Source organism: Mariniradius sediminis (assembly GCF_021491425.1).
GTDB classification, from domain to species: Bacteria; Bacteroidota; Bacteroidia; order Cytophagales; family Cyclobacteriaceae; genus Mariniradius; species Mariniradius saccharolyticus.
This window is the reverse complement of sequence record NZ_JAKEVZ010000011.1, coordinates 86,147-108,048: the sequence shown is the minus strand read 5'-3', so window position 1 is coordinate 108,048 and position 21,902 is coordinate 86,147. Positions and strand designations below refer to the sequence as shown.

The window sequence follows — 21,902 nt, the reverse complement described above, 5'->3', positions numbered from 1 at the left end:
TATTAATTTTTTTTTAGCGAAAAAAGGAATGACTGAATTGGTGAAATTTCGGTTCAAAGGCCCGCCAACTCCACGATGGACTTATCGAGCACGGGCAGCATCTCTGTCCGCAGTTCCGCAAAAAGCTTTCTGATTCGACAGGTATCCTCGTCCACGCATTCCCCGCAGGCCTCATAAAACCGCTCGGACACGCAAGGTATCAAAGCTATCGGCCCATCGATGATGCGCATCAGGTGGGCTACGGTGATCTGTTTTGGATCTTTTGCCAACGAGTATCCCCCTTCAGCCCCGCGAAGGCTTTTCACCACCTGATGGGTTTTCAGCTCGCGCAGGATATTCTCCAAGAATTTATAGGGAATACGCTCGTTTTCGGCAATTGTCTTTGCCGAAATGGGGACATATTGTTGGTGCTCGTACAAATACAAAATGGTCTTGATGGCGTACTTCGCTCTTTTTGACAGCATGAGGTAGATCTTGTGCCGCCAAAATAACAAAAAATCACCGCCTATCAGTCCACTCCATTCATTATTGAACCGCTAGGTAAAATGTGCGGATGCTCAAGATGATCACAAGCAAGCCGACCAAAGTCAACAAGACTCTTGGATTCATCACCTTGACAATCCTTGCAGCAAAAGGTGCGGCGATCACACCGCCGAGGATAAGGCCTAAAACCGGCGCCAAACTCAATTCTTTCACAAAAAACAGGAAAGTGCTGGCGCTAGCCAATGAAACGAATATCTCTACAAAATTGCCTGTACCGATCGCGAACCTGGGAACGTGGCCTTTGCCCAACAAAGTCGAATTGACGATTGGCCCCCAGCCTCCACCGCCAATGGCATCCGCAAAGCCTCCAACTCCTGCCAAATAGGGCAAGCTCTTACTTTGGGCGTTGAATTCACGCTTTTTTCTACGGATTACTTTCGAGAGAATGATCAAACCCATCAAAAGCAAATAGGCGGCTATAAACGGCTTGATCGCGTTGCCGTCGATATTTGAAAGGAAATAAGCGCCGAGAATCGCTCCAACCACACCAGGAATCAACAGCTTTTTTGCAAGAGACCACTGCACATTGCCCAATCTCCAATGTGAAAACCCGGAAGCAAGGCTTGTAAATACCTGTGCAAAATGTACCCAGGCACTTGCCACTGCCGGCGGGATTCCAATCCCCAATAAAATGGAATTAGAACTCACTCCATACGCCATACCCAAAGCACCGTCTATAGTCTGAGCTACAAATCCTACCAACAAAAACCAGAAAAACATCTCGTAATCCATACCGGCAAACCCGTCAATAGCCCCTGAGAAGGATTTGAAACTGATGAGGATGACAAGTACAAAGCAGAAAGCAAAGAACGCTGACCATAATGGTTCCTCTTTCAGTTTGATGATTACTTTTTCCATATATCCGATTTTTTTGGTAGGAATTATTCTCCAAATGTAAAGCCAAAACAAATTCAAAACAACATTTCCTATAATTTTTGTAGGGAATTAATTTTCCAGGAATTTTAGCCTTCACCGAATACTAAGTATTCAAATCGTTAAACTATTGTTATACAATGTATTAAAGGATCAAAAACAATATAAAAACCCCGAAATCCATCCGGGGTTCTTTTCCCAAATTAAAAACCTATTGAATCAATTATTGTGTCAAAATATTGAAGCGAACCGTGAATCCGAAAGTCCGCGGATCCCCGAGTACAGCAGCATACTGTCCCGAATTGCCTGCGCCCGGCAACAGCTGCTCGAAGTATTGGGCATCAAAGAGGTTTCTGGACCAGACAAAGAAGGATAACCCGGAGCTGGCCCTGAAGCCGGTTCTGGCATTGATCAAGGCATATCCATCAATGTTCAAAAACTGCGAAGGCGATGGGCTGGATGAGAACTCTGACCTAAAGAATAATTCTGATCCCACGAAATACTGGCCATCAAGCCCGAGGAAACGGCCCTTGAGCGAAGACCATTCTCCCCCAAAAGAACCTGCCCATTTGGAAACTCCCGGAAGTCGCCCGCCAGAAATATCTTTGTAAGTTTCGCCGCCCACCTCTTCCAAGGGCACTGGCGCATTGGTGAATTTCACGTACTTGGCATCAGTATAGGCCAAAGCCCCAAAGAACGACAGGTTTTTCAAGGCCTTCCAATTACCGTCCAACTCCAAGCCTTGGACGGCAACCTCCTCGGCATTGGCCAAATAGCCCCTATTGACGGAGAGGTCCGGCGTCTGGACCAGGGTCTGGAAATTCTTGATAGTCGTATTATGGTAGACAAGGTTCAGCGTGGTATTCCTAGTCGGATTTGTCTTTACACCGAATTCAAAATGATACACTTCTTCCGGCGCAATACGGGCAAGTTCGATCATCGTACGGCCGTTTTCCCTTGGGAGTCCACCGAGGTTGACACCCACAGGTTTGTAGCTCGAAGAATAGGTACCAAAGGCATTGATACGCTCGCTCGGACGGTAGGAAAGGGTGATTTGACCCGAAAAGTTGGATTCATCCACGTCCACGGCAAAATCCTGGTCATTGTACACTGAGTTTTTCAAAGCCAGCAATGCAGGATCGGTGGTCTGAAGCCCCCCGTAGGTTTTCCTGTCGAATACAACGCTCTTCTCGTCATAATTCCACCTCAACCCAGGCAGCACATGGAATTTGTCAAACACTTCCCAGTCCAATTGGCCAAAAACTGCACCCCCAAAAGACTCGAGTACACTCGTGGTCCTGATACCGTAGCCATCCAAGAGACCGGGCGTACGCCAGAGCGGGTTCTGGTTGTTTTGTACAAATCGCCACTGGTGAATCCCCGATTCCTCGGTATGGTAAGGACTGGTTTTCAGGTTTTGCCACAAGCCAAATACCCCGATAACACCACTCAGTTTGGAATTGAAATCACCTGCAAACCGAATTTCCTGAGACCATTGGTCATGTCGGGATGGCGCTTGTGACAACGCCAGTGCCTGTAGTCCTGTAAAATCACGGTCATTGGATGGCCCCCAGTTCCAATACCGCCAAGCAGATGTAGAGGTAAGGGTACCGCCTCCTACTTCTGCATCGATATTGAGCGATACCCCTCCGATGTCATTGTTGGATCGCCATGGGGTATCATGGTCGATGACTCTGTCAAAAGGATTGGTACTTGGAAGCTGATAGTTGAATTCTTTGATGATCTGGTCAAACTGCCTAAATGCCTGACGCTTTGTATGAACTATTCCGGCTACAACTTGTGCGTATCCGTCAGGTCGCTGTCGGGTAGCATCCGCCGCCAACAGGATTTCGAGTTTGCTGGAAGGAACAAAAAGCAACTGTCCACGTACCCCGAGGTTGTTCAGGGTACTTGTGTTGCCCTGTGTGGCTTCGTTGTAAATCAAGCCATCGCGGGTAGTGCCAGAAAAAGACAACCTTGCCGCCAAGGTTTTACTCAAGGGTCCGGTCACGGAGCCTCTCGTCTGTATAAAGCCATAGTTTCCAAAGCTGGATTCGACGGTCGCATCGTTTTGGAACCTTGGCCTTCTGGTACTGATATTGAATGCTCCGGCTGTCGTGTTTTTCCCGAACAAAGTACCCTGTGGCCCCCTCAGGACCTCAATCTGATCAATATCGATAAAGTCAAGCGTGGTCACGGCAGGTCTCGCATAATACACGCCGTCCACATAGAATCCCACCCCCGGATCGATGCCATCGTTGGTCAATCCAAAAGTCGAACCCATACCCCTGATATTGAGGGTAGTGTTTCTTGGGTTGGAGGAATAAAGCTGTACAGACGGCACGAGCTCCTTCAATCTGTTGACATTAAAGGCCTGGGTTTCCTCGAGCAATGCCCCGCCTACCACGGTGATCGGGATTGGAACGGCTTGGATTTCTTCCTGTCGACGGCGGGAAGTCACCATCACCTCGGCCAAAATCAGGTCTTCTTCCAACAAGAAATCAAGGGCACTTGCGGCGGGCGCATTCAAAATCAGCGACTGGGCCTTGAAGCCCACAAAGCTCACTTTTAGGGAAATTGGAAAGGATTTGGAGGTGGTGATCGAAAACTTGCCTGTGTCGTCGGAAATACTGAAGTCGTTGGTTCCCTCCACGACGACTGCTGCGCCGATGATGGGATTTCCCGAGGTATCCTTTACTGAACCCTCGATGGCCTGCTGCGCGATCGCATAGCCGAGGATGAATTGGCTGAGCAAAAATGATAGTATGGTTCTTTTCATATTGGAAGATTTTGAATAGTTGATGGCCTTGAGAGACATAGTTATAATTTATATATATTATATCTTTTTAGTATGATATTGATTCAGGATTAGTGCAAAGTTTTGATAGGCCCAAAAGTAAATGGTGAAAATTTATTTTCCTACATTTCCTATAATTTTTATATGATTTAAAATAACATCTTTAACCAGCCTTGGAACATGAGTATCATGGACGAACCGATTTAAACCCATAAACATTTGTTTTGCTCGGTTTTTCTCCAATATTTACATGATTAATCACACCATGCATCGGCAACAATCAGGTTTTTTGGTCCACAAAGGACTCAGTTTCCCAATCGGGCCTTCCATCCACCACGAATCGTTCAATTTTTGCCTGTTCTCCAAAAATGCAGAATGGGTAGAATTGCTCCTTTTTGATTCGGTAGAGGATATGTCCCCGAGCCACGTCTTTCGGCTTGATCCGCAAGTCAACAAGACCTACCATTATTGGCATATTGGCATTCAGGGTCTAAAAGGTGGACAACTCTACGGATTTCGCGTCCACGGCCCCTTTCAGCCCGATAAAGGACACAGATTCGATGCCTCCAAAGTACTCTTGGACCCCTACTCCAAATCGGTCGCCATACCCAAAAATTACAACCGCAAAGCCCTAAACGAATTTGGAAACAGTGAGGCACCGTTTTTGAAAAGTGTCTTGGTGGACCTTTCGACTTACGATTGGAACGGAGATGTCCATCCAAGAAGACCCTTTTCGAAGACCGTCATCTACGAAATGCACGTCGGAGGTTTCACCAAAAACCCCAATTCCGGGCTTCCACCAGAGAAGCGTGGGACGTTCTTGGGTTTGATAGAAAAAATCCCTTACCTCGTAGATTTGGGTATCACTGCTGTTGAGCTCTTGCCTGTATTCCAATTTGACGACCAGGATGCGCCCGAAGGATTAACCAATTATTGGGGATACTCCCCGATATCGTTTTTTGCACCCCACCAAGGGTACAGCACCTCAAATGATCCATTGGCGGTTTTGGATGAATTCAGGGACATGGTCAAAGCCTTGCACCAAGCCGGCATTGAGGTGATTTTGGATGTGGTATTCAACCACACCTCGGAAAATGATGATACCGGACCGACTTACACTTTTCGGGGGATTGACAACAGCATCTATTACATCTTGGACGAGGACAAGTCCAAATACAAAAACTACTCCGGAACGGGCAATACCCTAAACGCCAACCAATCGATTGTCAGACGGATGATCTTGTCCAGCTTGCATTTCTGGGTAAGGGACATGCATGTGGATGGATTCCGGTTTGACTTGGCTTCGGTATTGTCGAGGAACGAGAAAGGCGTCCCGATCGAAAACCCACCGATTCTTTGGGATATCGAATCCGATCCGGTTTTGGCTGGCACCAAATTGATCGCCGAGGCCTGGGATGCCGCCGGACTCTACCAAGTCGGTAATTTCACCGGTGATAGTTGGAAAGAATGGAACGGAAAATTCCGGGATGATATCAGGAGTTTTCTCCGAGGGGATAAGGGAAAAGTCGGACTTTTCGCGACGCGGCTCATCGGTAGCCCGGACATGTATGAAAAGATGAACCGAGAGCTTGAAAAGTCCATCAATTTCGTGACATGCCACGACGGATTCACTTTGAATGACCTCGTCAGTTATAACAAAAAGCGGAACCTCGCCAACGGCGAAAACAACCGCGACGGGCATAATGATAACCTAAGCTGGAACTGTGGCGTCGAAGGACCGACTGACAACCCAAAAGTCCTTGGACTCCGGAAACGTCAGATCAAAAACTTCTTGGCTTCCAACATGCTTGCACTCGGTGCACCCATGTTGCTCATGGGTGACGAAGTATGCCACACGCAACAAGGAAACAACAACGCCTACTGCCAAGACAACGAACTGACATGGTTTGATTGGGAACTGGTGGAAAAAAATGCTGACATATTCCGTTTTGTGAAAATCCTGATCAAAAAACGACTCTTGCGTGAAACATCAAAAGCCACGTTCAACATGAGTCTCCGGGAGCTTTTGGGACAATCCTTGATTTTTTGGCATGGCACCAAACTCAACCAACCCGATTGGTCTGAGCATTCCCGTAGTATCGCGCTGACGGTTTTGGCGCTGAGCCGCAAGTTTGCAACCCACTACCTGATCAATGCATACGACCGCGAGTTGTTGTTCCAGCTACCGGAAAACATTGAATCAAAACCTGTGGCCTGGAAGCGGTGGATAGATACCAACCTTGAATCGCCCGAAGATATTTGCCTGTGGGCGGATGCAAAGCCCTACGTGGGCTACAGCTACAATGTGGCGCCGCATTCGATGGTGGTGTTGATTACGGGACTAAAAGAAGGGGGATTGAACGGTCAATAGGTTTCATCCAGCCACCTCGACAATCTCGGCGGACTCGAGATAACAGATGAAACCTTTGGCAGGGAGTCCCGTCATCTCTCCCACGAGAGCCATGTACTCAAGCAGCTGGGTCATGTACTTTTCCTGGGCCTCTCCCGTTTTGAAATCAACAACTCTCACGCAATCTTTGCCGACCAAGATCCTGTCAGGACGCTTTTGCTGGCCACCGGGAAGAATGATGCCCTGCTCGACCATTGTCGGATATTCACCCGAAAACCAAGACGCAAAAACGGGATTATCGAAAAGTCTATCCAATTGAGACTTTACTGTCTCCTGTTCTACCTGGTCAAGCCTTCCCTCAAAATGAAGTTCCTCCAAACCCATCATCACCTCCGCTTTCGATCCTGATTTCTCCAACAACTCATGGATCATACTTCCAAACTCACGTTTTCTTCGCCGTTCCAAACCACTTTCTGAAAAGTCACCGGCAAATTCCCGTACCTGTAACAATTCATCCCAAGCTTGGTATTCCCAACGCAGGGGCACAACTGGAGCGGAAGCAACCGTTTGTTGGGACTTTTTAGGCCATATACCCAATTCATAAACCCGAGAATCGGCATCGTAAGAACCATATTCGCCCTTTCCGACCCGTTCAACATATTGCTGAACAAAATTCTGAATACTGCTTCCCTTTGGCTCTTTTTGAAAAGGCAAAAGTCCCCAAAGCACTTCTTCCGCCCGGGTAAACGCCACGTAAAGCATGTTGAGCGAATCCAGGTAAGACATCACTGCCTCGCTTCGGTATAGCTCCGAAAAAGCTGATTTCCCCAACTTCTTGTCCAAACGAAGCGGAACTATTGCATCCAGTCCTTGTGCTTGAAAAGGGGCCCAAAGGATATTGCTTTTCGTCGTGTCAAAAATCGTCCATTTCAAAAATGGCATAAGAACGACCTTAAACTGTAATCCCTTCGACTTGTGAATCGTCAAAATCCGCATTGCTTCATGGCTCTCCGGGATTTTCACAGTACGTTTCCCTTTTTCCTGCTCCCACCATTCCAAGAATCCCGCCAAATCGGCACGGTTGAATTGGGTAAAATCATATACTGCTTCCTTGAATGCCGCGATATAGGCCATCTCCAGACCTTCCCCTTTGATACCAAGCTGCTCAATCAACTCCTCCACCAGCTCCATAAGAGGCAATTTGATCCATCCTGATATCTCGTTTTCAAAACCAGCTATTCCCCTCTCAACCCAATCGGGCCCATTTCCGGAAGAAAAAAGCGCATGTCCGATTGCATTTCCCTGACCGACTGCATAGTAATACCACATCGTCTTCCAGGCCAACTCGTCCTTTGGATCCGACAAGTAGCGCAAAGCAGCTTCCAAGGCGACTACCGCCACGCTTTTGGTCAGAAACATAGATTCATCGGAAAGTACGTCAAACCGAAATCCGGTATCGGGATGCTGATGGGCATAATCCATCAGGCAATCGGCAATCTCCTCACCCTCAGCCTTGGTCCTCACCAAAAAGGCGATGTCCCTCAGTCCGTAGCCCTTCTGCTGCAATTCGATGACCATTTGGGGAACCTTTGCCAAAACCTGGCCCAAGAATTTCCCTTCCTCTTCCTCCCTATCGCCTTCCAACACTTCAAACCTTACCAGTCCACCCAAACCCAGCCCGACTTTGCGCGCTGAGACGTGTTGAAACACCTCGCTGTATGCTTTGGAAATGATTTCCTGTCCGTTGGTACCAAAATCCCTTTCCAGTTTGGATTCAAATGCTTGTGGCAAATGCTTGAATAGGGCGTTGTTGAAATCAATGATGTTTGGAAGGCTTCGGAAATTGGTATCCAGATTTTTCTCCTGAATATAGTCCAGACCTATTTCGGATTCGACTTCTTCGAGCATCAGCCGCATATCCCCTCCCCTCCAGCGATAGATCGACTGCTTGACATCGCCGACGAGCAGATTAGCGTTCCCTTGTGCCAGACTGTTTTGCAAAAGCGGCTTGAAACTGGCCCATTGGAATCCCGAAGTATCCTGGAATTCATCGATCAGGAAATGTCGGAATTGGTTTCCCACTTTTTCATAGATAAAAGGAGCATCGGTTTCGGCTGTGATTTCCTTCAGAAATTCGTTGGCATCGGATATCAACAGGATGTTTTCCTCGTCTTTGACGGCAGCAAGTTCATCCAAAAGGTACCGAAATAGTCCAAAAACGTAAATGTTACGCCCGAGAGCGATGATCGTGTTCCAGCGCTGTTCCAGTTCTAAGGCCTTGCCAATCAAACTTCCCAATCCCTCCTCATAGGCCGAAATGATTGCCTGAGCACTTTTGCTTGTTTTTGTATACCATTCATTGACTGATGGTGGAAGTTCACCTTTTGTATTTCTGAGATCAGCGATTGGATTGGGCATTTCACCAAATCGGTCAAACTTATTGGCAAATGACCTTGAACCACCTTTGAAATCCGTCCATTCCAAACCATGCCTTTGTCGGATTTGGTTGGCTTGGGATTTCAGGTTTTTGGCCTCAGCAATGATTTCAGCCCTGCCCTTTCTGGCAAAGTTTTTCAATCCTTCCAAAGCATCTTTATCATCCAAAAACTTTCGGATTTCATTGCCATACTTCTTGAAGTCCTCTTGGAATATCTTGTTGGCCAATTCCTGGATGTTTTTGCGAATATCCCAAGACTTGCCTTCCTGGATTTGCTCGATGGCGTATTCGACCATCCATTGGTGCAACTCGGTATCGGAGACCGCCTTTTCAATGACCCTGTCCACGGTTTTTGACAGCACGGCATCCTGATCCAATTCCAACTCAAATTGGGCGTTGAGATCCATTTCGCGTGCAAATGCGCGGACGATTTTTTGGAAAAAACTATCGATTGTGCTCACGGAAAAACGTCCGTAATCATGCAGGATCGCAGAAAGCGCCAGATTTGCTTTTTCCTTTAATCCCTCTTCCCCACAGCCCAACGCCTCCATGAGCTCGGCATCCATTGTTTCCTCAGGAACAACCTCCACGCGCAGCCTTGCGAGTTGGCTTAAGATACGCTCCTTCATCTCATGCGTGGCCTTGTTGGTGAATGTCACGGCCAAGATACCGCGAAATGCAATTGGGTTTCGCAAAGCCAGTTTCAGATATTCCTTGGTCAGGGTGTAAGTTTTTCCTGACCCCGCGGAAGATTTGTAGATGACAAATGGCTTTGTTTGCATGAGTTGTTCTTTTTAAAAATGACGCAGCATCACCCTATAAAAAAACCTCAAAATGTCTGGAATAAAAAATCGATGACGGAGAATGTCGGGATTTTGTTAAGAGATACTTCGATCCGCCTTTTTACCGAAAAGCCAATAATCCACGGAAAACTTCCCTGGCCCGATCAGGAAAATCGCCCAATAGGCCACCATGTACAGATAGGGCAGCTCCTTGGTCCCGAAATCATCTGCGCCGTGCACGACCAACACCGCGACAGAAAAGCCAACCGCGAGCATCAGCGACGCCGGCCTGGCCAAAATCCCGACCACAATCATCAGCGTGGCTACTGCCTCCAAACTTCCCATCATCACCATCGTCAAGTTCTGGCCCAAACCCAAAGGATCGGGATAGCTGATTTCTCCCCTCCACCAATTGGCAAGCGTAGGCCATCCGTGTCGAATGCTCATCGGCAAAGCCACGCCGACGCGTAACAAAACCTTTCCGAAATCAGATAGACTTTCGGTATTGGTGTTTCTTGAAAGCAACCAATCAACAAAATTCTTCATTGCTCATTTGGCTTTGTAAAAAAAAACTAATCGGAAAATTTGGTCAAATCTCGGCTATTGACGTCTGGTCTTTTCCCAAAATCAAAACGTGGATTGCAGCAGATCAGCCTTGCTGATCCGCGAAAAATCCAGTTCAATTTCGTAGCGCAACCAAAACGCATCCTCAATCCGATCCGCATCACTGATATTTGGAAACCGTACATAGGAAGTTCCCGCACCGGGAGGCCAAGCAGCCGCTACTGCCCGCAGCACGATCCTGCCATTCGAAAAGCCGATCTGCGGTACCAGCAGGGCATTGGTATTGCCATCGGTAAGACGGGCCGTGATAAAGGTGCCCTTTTTGATCTTGCCTGTTTCTGAATCTATTTCCATGACCAAACTCACCCTGGGCCCGCCACCGACCCCATATCCACTTTGGAAAACACCTTCAAATGCCCCCGGCACCACCTGATGCCGCGTGATCGAATTGGTGGCGACACTACCCCCATCGACGGTCATAACAGCGTACAACCGGCCCTCGCTCCAGGCAACCAACACGGCCCTGCCATCCACAGGTGTCTCTTCATAACGTAACCTCCAAAGGGTCTCGCCCCGGGAGTTTTTCTTATGGATAAATGGGTCTTGATTATTGCTGCTGACCTGGTCAAAACCGGCAAGGTAAGTATTGCCGGCAGCATCTACCGCAAAATGGTCGGTGACAAAGGGGATATCGTTTTCCGTATTTGGATTCCCTGAATCATCGGAACAGGACGCAAACATGAATAACGTAATGACCCAAAATGCGGGAAAATATTTCATCGACTGAAAGACTGAATGCGGTCAAAGATAGGGAAACATATCACAGCTGAAAAATCGGACGAAATTTGGTTTACAAATCAAACGCATTTTGGCGGCTGAACATGAGGCGCTAATCGGTTTTGGGTTTGTTGAAATGGTTGAGACGAAGGCCAATGCCAATGCCCACATGCCATCTTCCATTCTCCGTGGCGGTTTTGCTGTTGTAATAAAACGGCATCTGTATCGCCAAGGCCCGATAGGCGTAAGTAAGCCCAATTCCCAAGGTAGGCGTCACAAATGTATTTTGGGTCGGTCCTTCATCTTTTTTGTACCGCAGGGAAGGCAAGGCACTGAGGATAACCCTCGAGTCGCCTTTGACCCAGTTGATATTGGGGCCTGTGAAATTGGTGAAGCCTCCACGGTCAACGTATCCAGCCACCACGATGCCGTCAAAGGCGCTTGCTTTGATGCTTTGACCCCGACAAACAGCCATGCCTACCAACAGGTAAAATACGAACATTGAAACAAGCTTCTTATCCATTTTGAAACTGGGTTTAGACAAATCATTGGAAAAAGGGAAATCAGCCGAATCGGATCAAAAACAGGCCATTCAAACTGGATTCCGAAGAAATTCGACTTGTCTGATTCAATGCAATTTTGGCGAATTCTTCGAGATATAAAAGTGTCAATTCGCCGATTTTCCAGCTGATTTTCAGCCAAAAAGCGCAGTGCACGGGTTGCCGCATCGCTGTCGATTCCCAACCTTTGTTTTCACAATCTCAATTGGCTAATTTCAGGATTGAAAACGCCTCAAAACTTTTCAATACCAAATCTTGCCAACATGAAACTAAGCCTCACAGACCTCAAGTACCTTACTGCCTACACCATCCCACTTTCCGCTTGGTTTGCGCTCGAATGGCAAGGTGCATGGTCTTGGGCTACTTTGATATTGGCATTTGGTATTTTCCCTGTTTTGGATGCGATTCTCCCCGCTTCGACCAAGAATCCAAGTCCCGAGGAGGAAGTTTCCAGATTAAAGAATCGAATTTACGATGTGTTGCTTTACGCCTGTGCGCCGATCTGCTATTTGCTGCTGGCCGGATATTTTGGCGTCATCCAAAAAGGAGGGCTCACGGGAATGGAAACTGCAGGATTGACGGTCAGCATCGGGATTGTGCTGGGCGCACTTGGGATCAACGTAGCGCATGAGCTCGGCCATCGGTCCAATCCTTGGGAACAGTCCTTGGCAAAATGGGGACTGCTTCCCGTGCTGTACCAGCATTTTTTTATCGAGCATAATCGCGGGCACCACAAGCATGTCTCCACTGACGCAGACCCAGCCACCGCCAGGAAAGATGAAAACGTTTATGCTTTTTTCTTTAGATCAATCATCGGCCAATACAAAAACGCATGGAAATTGGAGAATGAGCGTCTGCAACGAAAAGGGCAAAAATTCTGGTCTTGGCAGAATGAGATGCTGCGTTTCCAAACTTTTCAGCTCGCTTATTTGGTGGCTGTCGGGGCAGTTTTTGGCGTCATGGTAGTTCCGTTCGCATTGGCTGTGGCCCTAATCGGCGTGTTGCTACTGGAAACGATCAACTACATCGAGCACTATGGACTGCGGAGAAAAATCCTATCGAATGGCCGTCCCGAGCGGGTTCTGCCCATTCATTCCTGGAATTCTGACCACGAAATGGGACGGATCGTCCTTTTTGAGTTGACAAGGCACAGCGACCACCATTACCTCGCATCGCGGAAATACCAAATCCTCCGCCACATGGACGAAAGTCCGCAGCTACCGACAGGGTATCCGGGAAGCATGTTGATGGCCTTGGTTCCCCCGTTGTGGTTTGCAGTGATGAACCAAAGACTGGAGCGAAACCAACAATTGGCCGAGGCCTGATTTCCCCAGACTATTTCAGGGCGATTTTTTCGGAAGATTTCTGTATCAACCTTTCCAAATATCCATCGATGCTTTCTGGCTTGGTCCATGGAGAGAATCTTTTCAAGGGCCTTCCTTTGTCATCCACCAGAAACTTGGCAAAGTTCCACTTGATACGGGAGCCAAATATTCCCCTCAATCTGCTTTTCAGGAACTTAAAAATCGGATGGGCATTTTCCCCGTTGACATCGACTTTGGCGAACATCGGAAAGGTCACGCCATAATTAAGCACACAGCCCTGGGCTATGGATTTCTCGTCACCCGGTTCTTGGTTACCAAATTGGTTGCAGGGAAAACCGAGGATGACCAAGCCTTTGTCTTGGTATTTCTGAAACAATTTTTCAAGGCCTTCGTATTGGGGAGTCAGGCCGCATTTGCTGGCTGTATTGACGACGAGGACCATTTTACCTTTAAAATCAGCCATCGAAACTACTTTCCCCTGAAGTGTTTTGGCTGAAAAATCGTGGAAGGACTTCATGTAGGTCATTTATGGTATAAAGCCTTTTGGAAATCAAAATGTTTCGACCTTTGTCAGGAAAAAAGGTCTAATGTGCCCAATCAAATTTCCCAAAATCCTCCAAACATGCCTTGAGTAGGCTGATGCTTTGGAGGATGTCATCTTTGTGGGCCATTTCAATGACCTGATGGAGGTGTCTCGTCGGAATGGATATCGCTCCGGCAATTGCGCCCTGCTTGCCCATTCTCTGTACTCCCGCCGTGTCGGTCCCACCGGCGGTTAGGATTTCGGGTTGCCATTTGATTTGGTGCGTGTCGGCCGTCTTTTTCATGAACGCCACCATTCTGTAGTCGCATATGGTGGAAGCGTCCATGATCTTGATCGCAGTCCCTTTACCCAACTCAGTGATTTTCTCGTGGGGTTGTGCGCCGGGGACATCAAAGGCTATTGTGGTGTCCAAGGCAATCCCGAAATCAGGATTGATTCCGTGTGCGGCTACGTTGGCGCCCCTCAGTCCTACCTCCTCCTGCACGGTAAATGTGGCGTAAACATCATAGGCCGGGTTCTCCAATAACCTCAGCGTCTCGATCAAAATATATACTGCTATGCGGTTGTCAATGGATTTGCAGTTGACACAATTACCCATTTCGATCAATTCGCGATCGCGGGTAATCGGATCTCCGACCGTAACGTATTTATCCACCTCCTCCTTGGGCATGCCCAGGTCGATAAAAAAATCGGTGGTTTGGGGCAGCTTGTTTTTTTCCTCGGGGGTCATCACATGGATGGGTTTACTTCCCATTACGCCAATCAGGTCTTTTTTTCCGTGAACAATCACGCGCTGCGCCGTCAGTGTCTTGGGGTCAAAACCACCCAAGGTATGGAACCTCACGAATCCTTTGTCATCAATATGGGTCACAATAAATCCGATCTCATCCATATGGGCAGCGACCATCACCCGCTTGCCTTCTGGGTTTTCCTTTGCTTTTTTGATGGCGATGACGTTGCCGAGATTGTCGGCCTTGACTTCGTCTGCCAAGGGAGTCACCAAAGAAACGACAAGGTCCCGGATTCTTTTTTCATAGCCCGGGGCGCCAGGCGTTTCGCAGATTTGTTTGAGCAAAGTCACATTGACATCCATATCGTTTGGGTTTGGTTTTTCAAGCTAGCCTGCGAATTTGCTCAAATTCAACGAATATTGAAACCGGGATTTTAATCCAATACATATTCAATGAATATTGAACACTGCTATCCGCCATTGGTATAAATCGGGAATTATTCCTTGAATGCACTCGGACAAATAGTTAATTTGAAACCTACAATTAGAGATATGGGAAAAAAATTATTGCTCGTTGAAGACGATATTGTGTTCAGCAAGTTGATCTCAAAATTTCTCGACAAGAACGGTTTTGAGGTTTCAGACGCGAAAAACGGAAAAGACGCGCTTCAGATTATGGATGCCGACCATTTCGAATTAGCAATCCTGGATTACAGATTGCCGGACATGAATGGACTGGAGGTATTGACTTTGTTGAAGGAAAAAAGTCCGAAGGCAAAGGTCGTGCTGATGACCCGATTTGGGGAAGAAGCCGCAGCAAAAGCCATTGGCGCAGGTGCCGACGCGTTTATTTCCAAGCCAATCAATCCTGAAGAACTCCTGGAAGTGGTCAACCGTCTCCAATAGCTGCCACCTATTCCTTAAGATTTTTTGAATTTCTAAATGAAAGGCTATCCTAATACGCCCTGACGGCTTTGCCCTCCATATAGTTTGCAAATGCCCTGTTCACGACACGCATTCCGCCCGAGGTAGGAAAATCTCCCGTAAAATACCAGTCGCCCAAATGGTCTGGAATACACTTGTGAAGGTTTTCAACAGTTTGGAACACAACCTTCACTTCAGCCTTGATTTCATCTGAGGTAATGATTTCGGCGATTTTGTCTGAAATCTCTTGGTCGGTGAAAGGTTCGTAGATCGCTTTCACATAGTTTTCGGTCAATATCTGCTGAGACGTACATTGGTCATAGGTCTTTTCCAAAAGGTAAGACATTCCCCTGTCCTTCAACAACTCTACCGTGGCGCGGAAGGCCACAAACTCCTTCATCCTCGACATGTCAATGCCGTAGCAATCCGGAAAACGAATCTGGGGTGCAGAGGACACGATGATGATACGTTTGGGGTTTAGTTTATCGAGTGTTGTCAAGATGCTTTTCTCCAAAGTCGTCCCCCTCACGATGCTGTCGTCAATCACCACCAAAGTGTCGATTCCAGCGCGTACGACTTCATAAGTGGTATCGTATACATTGGCCACCATCGCATCACGGTCGGAGTCGTTGGTGATGAATGTCCTGAGCTTCACGTCCTTGCTGACGAGTTTCTCAACTCTTGGCCTGAAGCTCAAAAGCGCTTCCAAGTCTTCCAAATGAGGTTTCCCGTCCAACAACACCTCTTTCCGCTTCGCTGAAAGGTAATCTTCGAGCCCTTCAATCATTCCAAGAAAAGCTGTCTCGGCGGTATTGGGAATATAGGAAAAAACGGTGTTTTTCAAATCAAAATCGATAGCCTTCAGCACTTGGGGGATCAAGGCCTTTCCGAGTAATTTTCTCTCCCGATAGATATCAGGGTCGGTGCCTCGGGAAAAATAGATGCGTTCGAAGCTGCAGGATTTCTTTTCTCTCGCGGGGAGGATTTCATACTCCGCAAATGATCCGTCCTTATTGATGACCAAGGCGTGGCCAGGCTGGATTTCCTTGATTTGTTTGTAGTCGATGTTAAATGCGGACTTGATCGCAGGCTTCTCTGAAGCCACGACGACGATTTCCTCGTCGGCGTAATAATATGCAGGCCTGATACCCGATGGATCCCGGACCACAAAACTGGAACCGTTCCCAATTATCCCTGCCATGGCATATCCCCCATCAAAATCCCGGCAAGAGCGGCGGAGAATCCGAGCGACATCCAATTCGTTTTCTATGACATGGGTAATCTGCTCGTTGGTGTAATGTAGTTTGTATTTGTCAAAAAGCCGCTGATTCTCCTCATCCAAAAAGTGGCCGATTTTTTCCATGACGGTCACGGTATCGGTTTTTTCCTTCGGGTGCTGACCGAGTTGGACGAGCTTGCTGAACAACTCCTCCACGTTGGTCATGTTGAAATTGCCCGCCATGACCAAGTTCCGGCTTCGCCAGTTGTTTTGTTTCAAAAAGGGATGGCAAGTCTCGATGCTGTTTTCGCCGTGCGTGCCATACCGCAAATGTCCCAACCAAACTTCTCCCGTAAACGCGATATTTTCCTTTAGCCAGTCGGCGTCCAAGATGGCATCTTCCCCTCCCTGCTTTTTGGCTTTTTTATATTTCTTCTGGATTTTATCAAAAATTTCATTGACCGCAGAGGGCTCAATAGAGCGATAACGGCTAATATATCTTGTCCCAGGCTTCGTATTGATTTTGATGTTTGCCACACCAGCCCCATCCTGACCGCGATTGATCTGTTTCTGCATCAACACATAAAGCCTATTGGGAATATACAGGGGTGAACCGTATTTGTCGATGAAGTATTGAGGGCTTTTCCTCATTCGGATCATCGCGATACCACATTCGTGTTTGATTTGGTCACTCATGGGGGTGGTGAAGTTATATTGGAGAGCACAAAGGTAGCGCTTTTTGAGAAGTTAATTGAAGTAAAAAAAGTTCTGTCTAAACAATATTTTGTGAAAAGGCGAAAATCATTTGGGAAATTTCTCGCAGAAAATCCAGCACCCTACGACCCCACTATTCCACGATTGGGGTGTGGTAAAACTCCACAGGTGTGGAAGATTTCCACAAGCCAAAAAACCCAAAACCCCAATTCTGGCGTTTCTGGGCACTTTTTGATTTCGGCATGGTGCGTGCATTCCTATTTGGCATGAAAAAAACACTCACGGTTTTCCTCCTCGGACTTCATATCATGATTCTTTCGATCTTGGCTTACGGAAAGGTAAGTACCAAATATTGGGAGCATTGCCCTGAGGCGGAAAGCGAGTTTTATGCACTCGAATTAGAGCACAGACTGTATGTGCCCTGAGATAAACAAAAAACAATTTCTAACCTAAACCAACAAAAACCATGAAAAAGCACCTCTTTTTCGGAATTATCTTCGCAGCAGGATTAGCTGCAAGTCCAGTCTTCGCGCAGGAATCAGCACTGTCACAGGCAACTGAAATGGCACAAGACCAGGAGAAGACCAAGTTAGATCCAGAGCAACTTCCGGATCCAATCAAGGCAACCATCATGAACAATGAAAGCCTTAAAGGACTTCAAATCAAGGAAGCTTGGCAAATCGTAGATCCATCAGGCGAGGCCCACTTCAAGGTAGTTTTTGATGAAAACGGCAGCGACTTGACCAAAAAATTCAAGGCCGACGGCACCGAAATCAAGGAATAACCAATCCAATTTACCTAATTGAAAGGCATCAGATCATTTCTGGTGCCTTTTTTGTTTGATGGGAAGTCCAACTTACCTACCATGTCTAAAATACTTCTCGTCGAAGACGATCTCAGCTATTCCAGGATCATCAAGACTTTCCTTGAAAGGAACAATTTTGAGGTGCTTTCTGCCAATTCCGTCGGCAAGGGTTTACATTTGATTGGCAAAGAACAACCGAATCTGGTGATTGTGGACTATAGACTGCCCGACGGGACCGGCTTGCAACTTTTGGAGACAAGTTTGAATGGGAACGATGCGCTTCCTTTCATTCTGATCACAAGCTATATCGATATCAGGACGGCCGTAAAGGCCATGAAACTTGGGGCGTTTGAATACATCACCAAGCCGATCAATCCGGACGAATTATTGGCAACCGTGAGAGATGCGCTGCGGCAGGAAACACCAAATCCCCAATCCAAGAAAAATGAAGCACCTCATCCCAAAGATCACCTGGTGGGAAAAAGTCGGGCCTCGCAACAAATTGATGCGCATATTTCAATCGTAGCAGCTACCGACCTCAGCGTTTTGATTCTAGGTGAAACCGGTACTGGAAAGGAATATGCTGCACGTAAGATTCATCTCCAATCTCCCCGCAGTAGCAAGCCATTCATCGCGGTGGATTGTGGGGCACTCAGCAAGGAACTCGCTGCCTCTGAATTATTCGGTCATCTAAAGGGCTCCTTTACGGGTGCTTTGGATGATAAGACTGGTCACTTTGAGTTCGCCAATGGCGGAACGATCTTTTTGGACGAGGTTGGAAACTTGTCCTATGAAGTGCAGGTCAAATTACTCAGGGCAATAGAGGAAAGAAAAATCCGAAAGATTGGTGCCAACACGGAGATACCACTTGACATCCGAATCATCGCCGCAACAAACGAAGACATCCGATCTGGTATTCAAAATGGCAGCTTCCGTGAAGACCTTTTTCACCGGCTAAACGAATTTCAGGTCATCCTCGAACCGCTGCGAAGGCGCAAGGAGGACATCATGCAGTTTGCTGAATTCTTTGTGAACCAAAGCAATATGCGCTTAGGAAAAAGTGTCACGGATTTTGCCCCTGCCGTAAAGGAAATCTTTGAGTCTTATTCTTGGCCAGGCAATTTGAGGGAATTGAAAAATATCGTCAGGCGGGGAGTTCTCCTCGCTCCGGGTTCGATGTTCGAAAAGGATTTGCTGCCCTTGGAGTTAATAGCGTATGCCAATTGTTCTAAAATTGAAATCGAAGGACCTGAAGCGCTGAGGATCGAGAGCCAAGAATCCGGCCTGATACGCAAAGCACTGCAAGAATCAAACAACAACAAGTCACTTGCGGCGAAGTTATTAGGCATCGATCGGAAAACATTGTATAACAAGTTGGCAAAACTCCGGATTTCTCAGCAAGGATAAATCCGTTGCTATTTCCCAATCGCCTCAGGATACTTGGCATGCAGTTGGGCGATTAAATGCTCGATACCAGGAAAGATTTCTTCCAACTTCCTATCCAGTCCTTCGATGCGATTTTCGCTGATCGCCAACTCAATTTCACGAATATCTCCAGAAAATGGCGCTTTGATCTGGGCCAGCCTACTCGCCAATTGATGGCAGATTTCCCGAATTTTGGAATAATCCGCCGTTGCCAATGCTTCCCGGAGCGTATCCAAGTCCGTGGTTGTGTTTTGGATCAAATCATGGATGACTTCCTGCATGAGCTGCTCGTCTCCCAAGCAGAATTTCCTGATATCTTTCAGGTCAAAAAACTGGGTTTTGTCGGCCGCATTTTCTTTAAAGGACCTGTCGGAAATCGTTATTTTTTTGTTGATTATCAGTTGCTTATCAATTTCCCTGAACAAGGACTTTTCATCAAAAGGCTTTAAAACCACCCCATCAAATCCCTGCTCCCCGAGCGAATTTTTCTCATTGGCAAATACATTGGCGGTCATGGCGAGGACTGGGAGTTTCTTGTACTTCTTATTCGATTTCAATGCTTTAAGCACATCCAATCCGCTGACTTCGGGCATTTGTATATCCAAAATCGCAAGATCCAAGGGCACTTGCTTGAAGTTTTCCCGCCAGGATAAGCCTCCGGCAAAGTCCAACACAGTTGCTCCGGCGGATTCCAAGAGTAGCCTCATCAACCGAAGTCCCACCGTATCGTCATCAACCACGAGTACATTCAAACCCGACAGATCATAATTCACTTCCTGCGAAAATTCCTTCTCAACGGGATCTACGACCTCGAAAGGAAGCTTCACCGTAACCGTCGTTCCCACCCCGATTTCACTCCAAACATCGACAGTCCCGCCCAAGCGATCGATCAATTTTCGGATAATCGCCAAACCTAGACCAGTACCGCCAAATTTCCTCGTGATGGATGCATCTCCTTGGTTGAACTCCTTGAACAGGTTTTCCTTCACTTCCGGGCCCATACCCATGCCTGTATCCGCCACCTCCAATATCAGTTTTTCCTCCTCGAAACCAATGTGGACCTTGATGCTACCTTCTGAGGTGAATTTGAAAGAATTACTCAACAGGTTATTTAGTATTTGGTTAAGTCGCAATTGGTCGCCCATGAGCCATTTACCCCCAGGCAAGTCGATTTGCCATTTGAAATCAAGTTTCTTCTCCTCAGCCTTGAAGTCATAGAAACTCTTCAGCGACAGGAAAAGCTTGACAGGCTCGAAAGCCGCCCTTTCGATATTAATTTGTCCAGCCTCAAGCTTAGAAAAGTCGAGTATGTCATTGACGATGGAGATGAGTGTCCGGGAGGCAAAGCCGATCATTTCCACAAATTCCTTTTGTTGGGCATTGAGACCCGATTGGTCAAGCGCGCGCTGATACCCTTGGATTGCGTGCAGCGGATTGCGGATTTCGTGGCTCATATTGGCCAAAAAGTCTTGCTTTGCCTTGGCAAGCTGATCGGACTTCTTCTTGGCTTCTTCGAGTTTCTCCCGATAGGTATTTGCTTGGTTGACCTCTTTCAGGATGCTGAAAATGAAGCCCAAGGAACCGACCACCCCAAGAAAAACCAAAAATCCCAACACAATCGACACCGTGTATGTCAGCCTATAAGCTGATTGGTTTTGATCGTTGTATTCAGTCAAAAGATTCTGTTGAAGGGTCGAAATCGCACCCTGTATCTGGGAATAGATTTCCTTGTTTTTCTCGATCAACCGTGATTCAAGGGTGATGAAATTACTCTGTTGGCGTTTTTCGTCTTCATAAATTTCTTCTACCACTGCCCTGATGGATTGAATCGCTGAATCAGACCTTGCCTTCAGGTTCCCGGAAGCGCTGTTGCCAGATTGTATCTCACGCACGATCTCCATCAACTCTTCCTGCACATCCAACTCGTTTCTTGCGCTGAAGTCGCTCAGCGGGTCTTCATTTCCAAAGGATTTGTTTCCAGAATTTTCACTTTTTTGCTTGGTTTTGACTCGGGACAAAAACTCCAACTCGTTCAATTCCTGCTGTCGCTTGGTCCTCAATTCAATATTTTTGAGTGCCTCCTCCGAAAAATTCCTGTTGGTCAGGATGTACCGCACTTCCTCCAATCCGGCATAAACGACCATGATCTCGGCAATATTAAGCCCGACCTGCTCGAAAGTATGGTACTCGGCGGTATCCGCAGCATTTTCCTTGAGCCATTCCAGTCTGGATTTGGCACTGCTCAGCGTCGCTTCCAAGGTGGAGTCACGGTCGGAGGTCCTCTCCGTCTTGGTCACATCCAAGAGGTAAATGTCTGCCAAGAGTCCGTTCAACTGCGAGAGTCGTTGATTCGGCTCAGCGAGGTTCTCAACCGTCAAAAGAAGCTTTCGGATACTCACAAATGTGATGATGCTGACGCCAAGCACCAGCAAACCAGCCAAGATGAACCCAAGGACTACTTTGTTGCCGAGTTGATATTTTCTCTTTTTAAACACTGGGAATGGCTGAAAACGAAGGCAAATGTGAAGGCCAA

General features: G+C 47.2%; 17 protein-coding genes. 6 read left to right on the top strand and 11 right to left on the bottom strand.

The features are described from left to right. Positions 1-53: 53 nt before the first annotated feature. From L0U89_RS14650 to L0U89_RS14640, 3 genes are all read right to left on the bottom strand, one after another. Complete coding sequence (locus tag L0U89_RS14650; RefSeq protein WP_234862196.1) at positions 54-464, bottom strand: RrF2 family transcriptional regulator; 411 nt, start codon at positions 462-464, stop codon at positions 54-56. A 61-nt stretch (positions 465-525) separates the two neighbouring features. After that, on the bottom strand, positions 526-1,401 hold the full coding sequence (locus tag L0U89_RS14645) for a sulfite exporter TauE/SafE family protein (RefSeq protein WP_234862195.1): 876 nt from the start codon (positions 1,399-1,401) through the stop codon (positions 526-528). 238 nt (positions 1,402-1,639) lie between these two features. Further along, the gene (locus L0U89_RS14640) at positions 1,640-4,195 is read right to left on the bottom strand and encodes a TonB-dependent receptor (RefSeq protein WP_234862194.1); all 2,556 of its coding nucleotides are present in this window, start codon (positions 4,193-4,195) and stop codon (positions 1,640-1,642) included. A gap of 283 nt (positions 4,196-4,478) precedes the next feature. Between L0U89_RS14640 and glgX the strand changes: the two genes are divergently transcribed. After that, positions 4,479-6,584 (top strand): glycogen debranching protein GlgX, encoded by a 2,106-nt coding sequence (glgX, locus tag L0U89_RS14635; protein ID WP_234862193.1) that lies wholly within the window; start codon positions 4,479-4,481, stop codon positions 6,582-6,584. A 3-nt stretch (positions 6,585-6,587) separates the two neighbouring features. On the opposite strand, the gene L0U89_RS14630 is transcribed toward glgX, so the two are convergent. From L0U89_RS14630 to L0U89_RS14615, 4 genes are all read right to left on the bottom strand, one after another. After that, positions 6,588-9,782: a UvrD-helicase domain-containing protein gene (locus L0U89_RS14630; RefSeq protein WP_234862192.1), complete on the bottom strand. Its 3,195-nt coding sequence runs from the start codon at positions 9,780-9,782 to the stop codon at positions 6,588-6,590. 96 nt (positions 9,783-9,878) lie between these two features. Continuing rightward, complete coding sequence (locus tag L0U89_RS14625) at positions 9,879-10,328, bottom strand: DoxX family protein (RefSeq protein WP_234862191.1); 450 nt, start codon at positions 10,326-10,328, stop codon at positions 9,879-9,881. An 81-nt stretch (positions 10,329-10,409) separates the two neighbouring features. Next, entirely contained in the window at positions 10,410-11,126 is a 717-nt protein-coding gene (locus L0U89_RS14620) for a hypothetical protein (protein ID WP_234862190.1), read from the bottom strand. Between the two features lie 109 nt (positions 11,127-11,235). After that, positions 11,236-11,646: a hypothetical protein gene (locus L0U89_RS14615; protein ID WP_234862189.1), complete on the bottom strand. Its 411-nt coding sequence runs from the start codon at positions 11,644-11,646 to the stop codon at positions 11,236-11,238. Between the two features lie 300 nt (positions 11,647-11,946). Here L0U89_RS14615 and L0U89_RS14610 point away from each other — a divergent pair, with 300 nt between their 5' ends. After that, positions 11,947-13,008, top strand: a complete 1,062-nt coding sequence (locus tag L0U89_RS14610; protein WP_234862188.1) for an alkane 1-monooxygenase — start codon at positions 11,947-11,949, stop codon at positions 13,006-13,008. A gap of 10 nt (positions 13,009-13,018) precedes the next feature. Here L0U89_RS14610 and L0U89_RS14605 read toward each other — a convergent pair whose 3' ends face one another. Further along, positions 13,019-13,525, bottom strand: coding sequence for a glutathione peroxidase (locus L0U89_RS14605; protein ID WP_234862187.1), 507 nt, complete (start codon positions 13,523-13,525; stop codon positions 13,019-13,021). Positions 13,526-13,592: 67 nt separating this feature from the next. Continuing rightward, positions 13,593-14,645 carry a M42 family metallopeptidase gene (locus L0U89_RS14600; protein WP_234862186.1) on the bottom strand — a complete coding sequence of 351 codons (1,053 nt, stop codon included), beginning with the start codon at positions 14,643-14,645 and terminating at the stop codon, positions 13,593-13,595. 189 nt (positions 14,646-14,834) lie between these two features. Between L0U89_RS14600 and L0U89_RS14595 the strand changes: the two genes are divergently transcribed. Further along, positions 14,835-15,188: a response regulator gene (locus tag L0U89_RS14595; RefSeq protein WP_234862185.1), complete on the top strand. Its 354-nt coding sequence runs from the start codon at positions 14,835-14,837 to the stop codon at positions 15,186-15,188. Positions 15,189-15,237: 49 nt separating this feature from the next. Here the strand turns inward: L0U89_RS14595 and L0U89_RS14590 are convergent, their stop codons facing one another. After that, on the bottom strand, positions 15,238-17,121 hold the full coding sequence (locus L0U89_RS14590; protein WP_234862184.1) for an amidophosphoribosyltransferase: 1,884 nt from the start codon (positions 17,119-17,121) through the stop codon (positions 15,238-15,240). Between the two features lie 284 nt (positions 17,122-17,405). Here L0U89_RS14590 and L0U89_RS14585 point away from each other — a divergent pair, with 284 nt between their 5' ends. The 3 genes from L0U89_RS14585 to L0U89_RS14575 all read left to right on the top strand — a co-directional run bounded on the left by L0U89_RS14585 (position 17,406) and on the right by L0U89_RS14575 (position 19,351). Next, entirely contained in the window at positions 17,406-17,564 is a 159-nt protein-coding gene (locus L0U89_RS14585; RefSeq protein WP_157198491.1) for a hypothetical protein, read from the top strand. Between the two features lie 41 nt (positions 17,565-17,605). Further along, on the top strand, positions 17,606-17,923 hold the full coding sequence (locus L0U89_RS14580; protein ID WP_008626758.1) for a hypothetical protein: 318 nt from the start codon (positions 17,606-17,608) through the stop codon (positions 17,921-17,923). A gap of 81 nt (positions 17,924-18,004) precedes the next feature. Next, positions 18,005-19,351, top strand: a complete 1,347-nt coding sequence (locus L0U89_RS14575; protein WP_234862183.1) for a sigma-54-dependent transcriptional regulator — start codon at positions 18,005-18,007, stop codon at positions 19,349-19,351. 8 nt (positions 19,352-19,359) lie between these two features. On the opposite strand, the gene L0U89_RS14570 is transcribed toward L0U89_RS14575, so the two are convergent. After that, complete coding sequence (locus L0U89_RS14570; RefSeq protein WP_234862182.1) at positions 19,360-21,864, bottom strand: hybrid sensor histidine kinase/response regulator; 2,505 nt, start codon at positions 21,862-21,864, stop codon at positions 19,360-19,362. Positions 21,865-21,902: the final 38 nt, after the last annotated feature.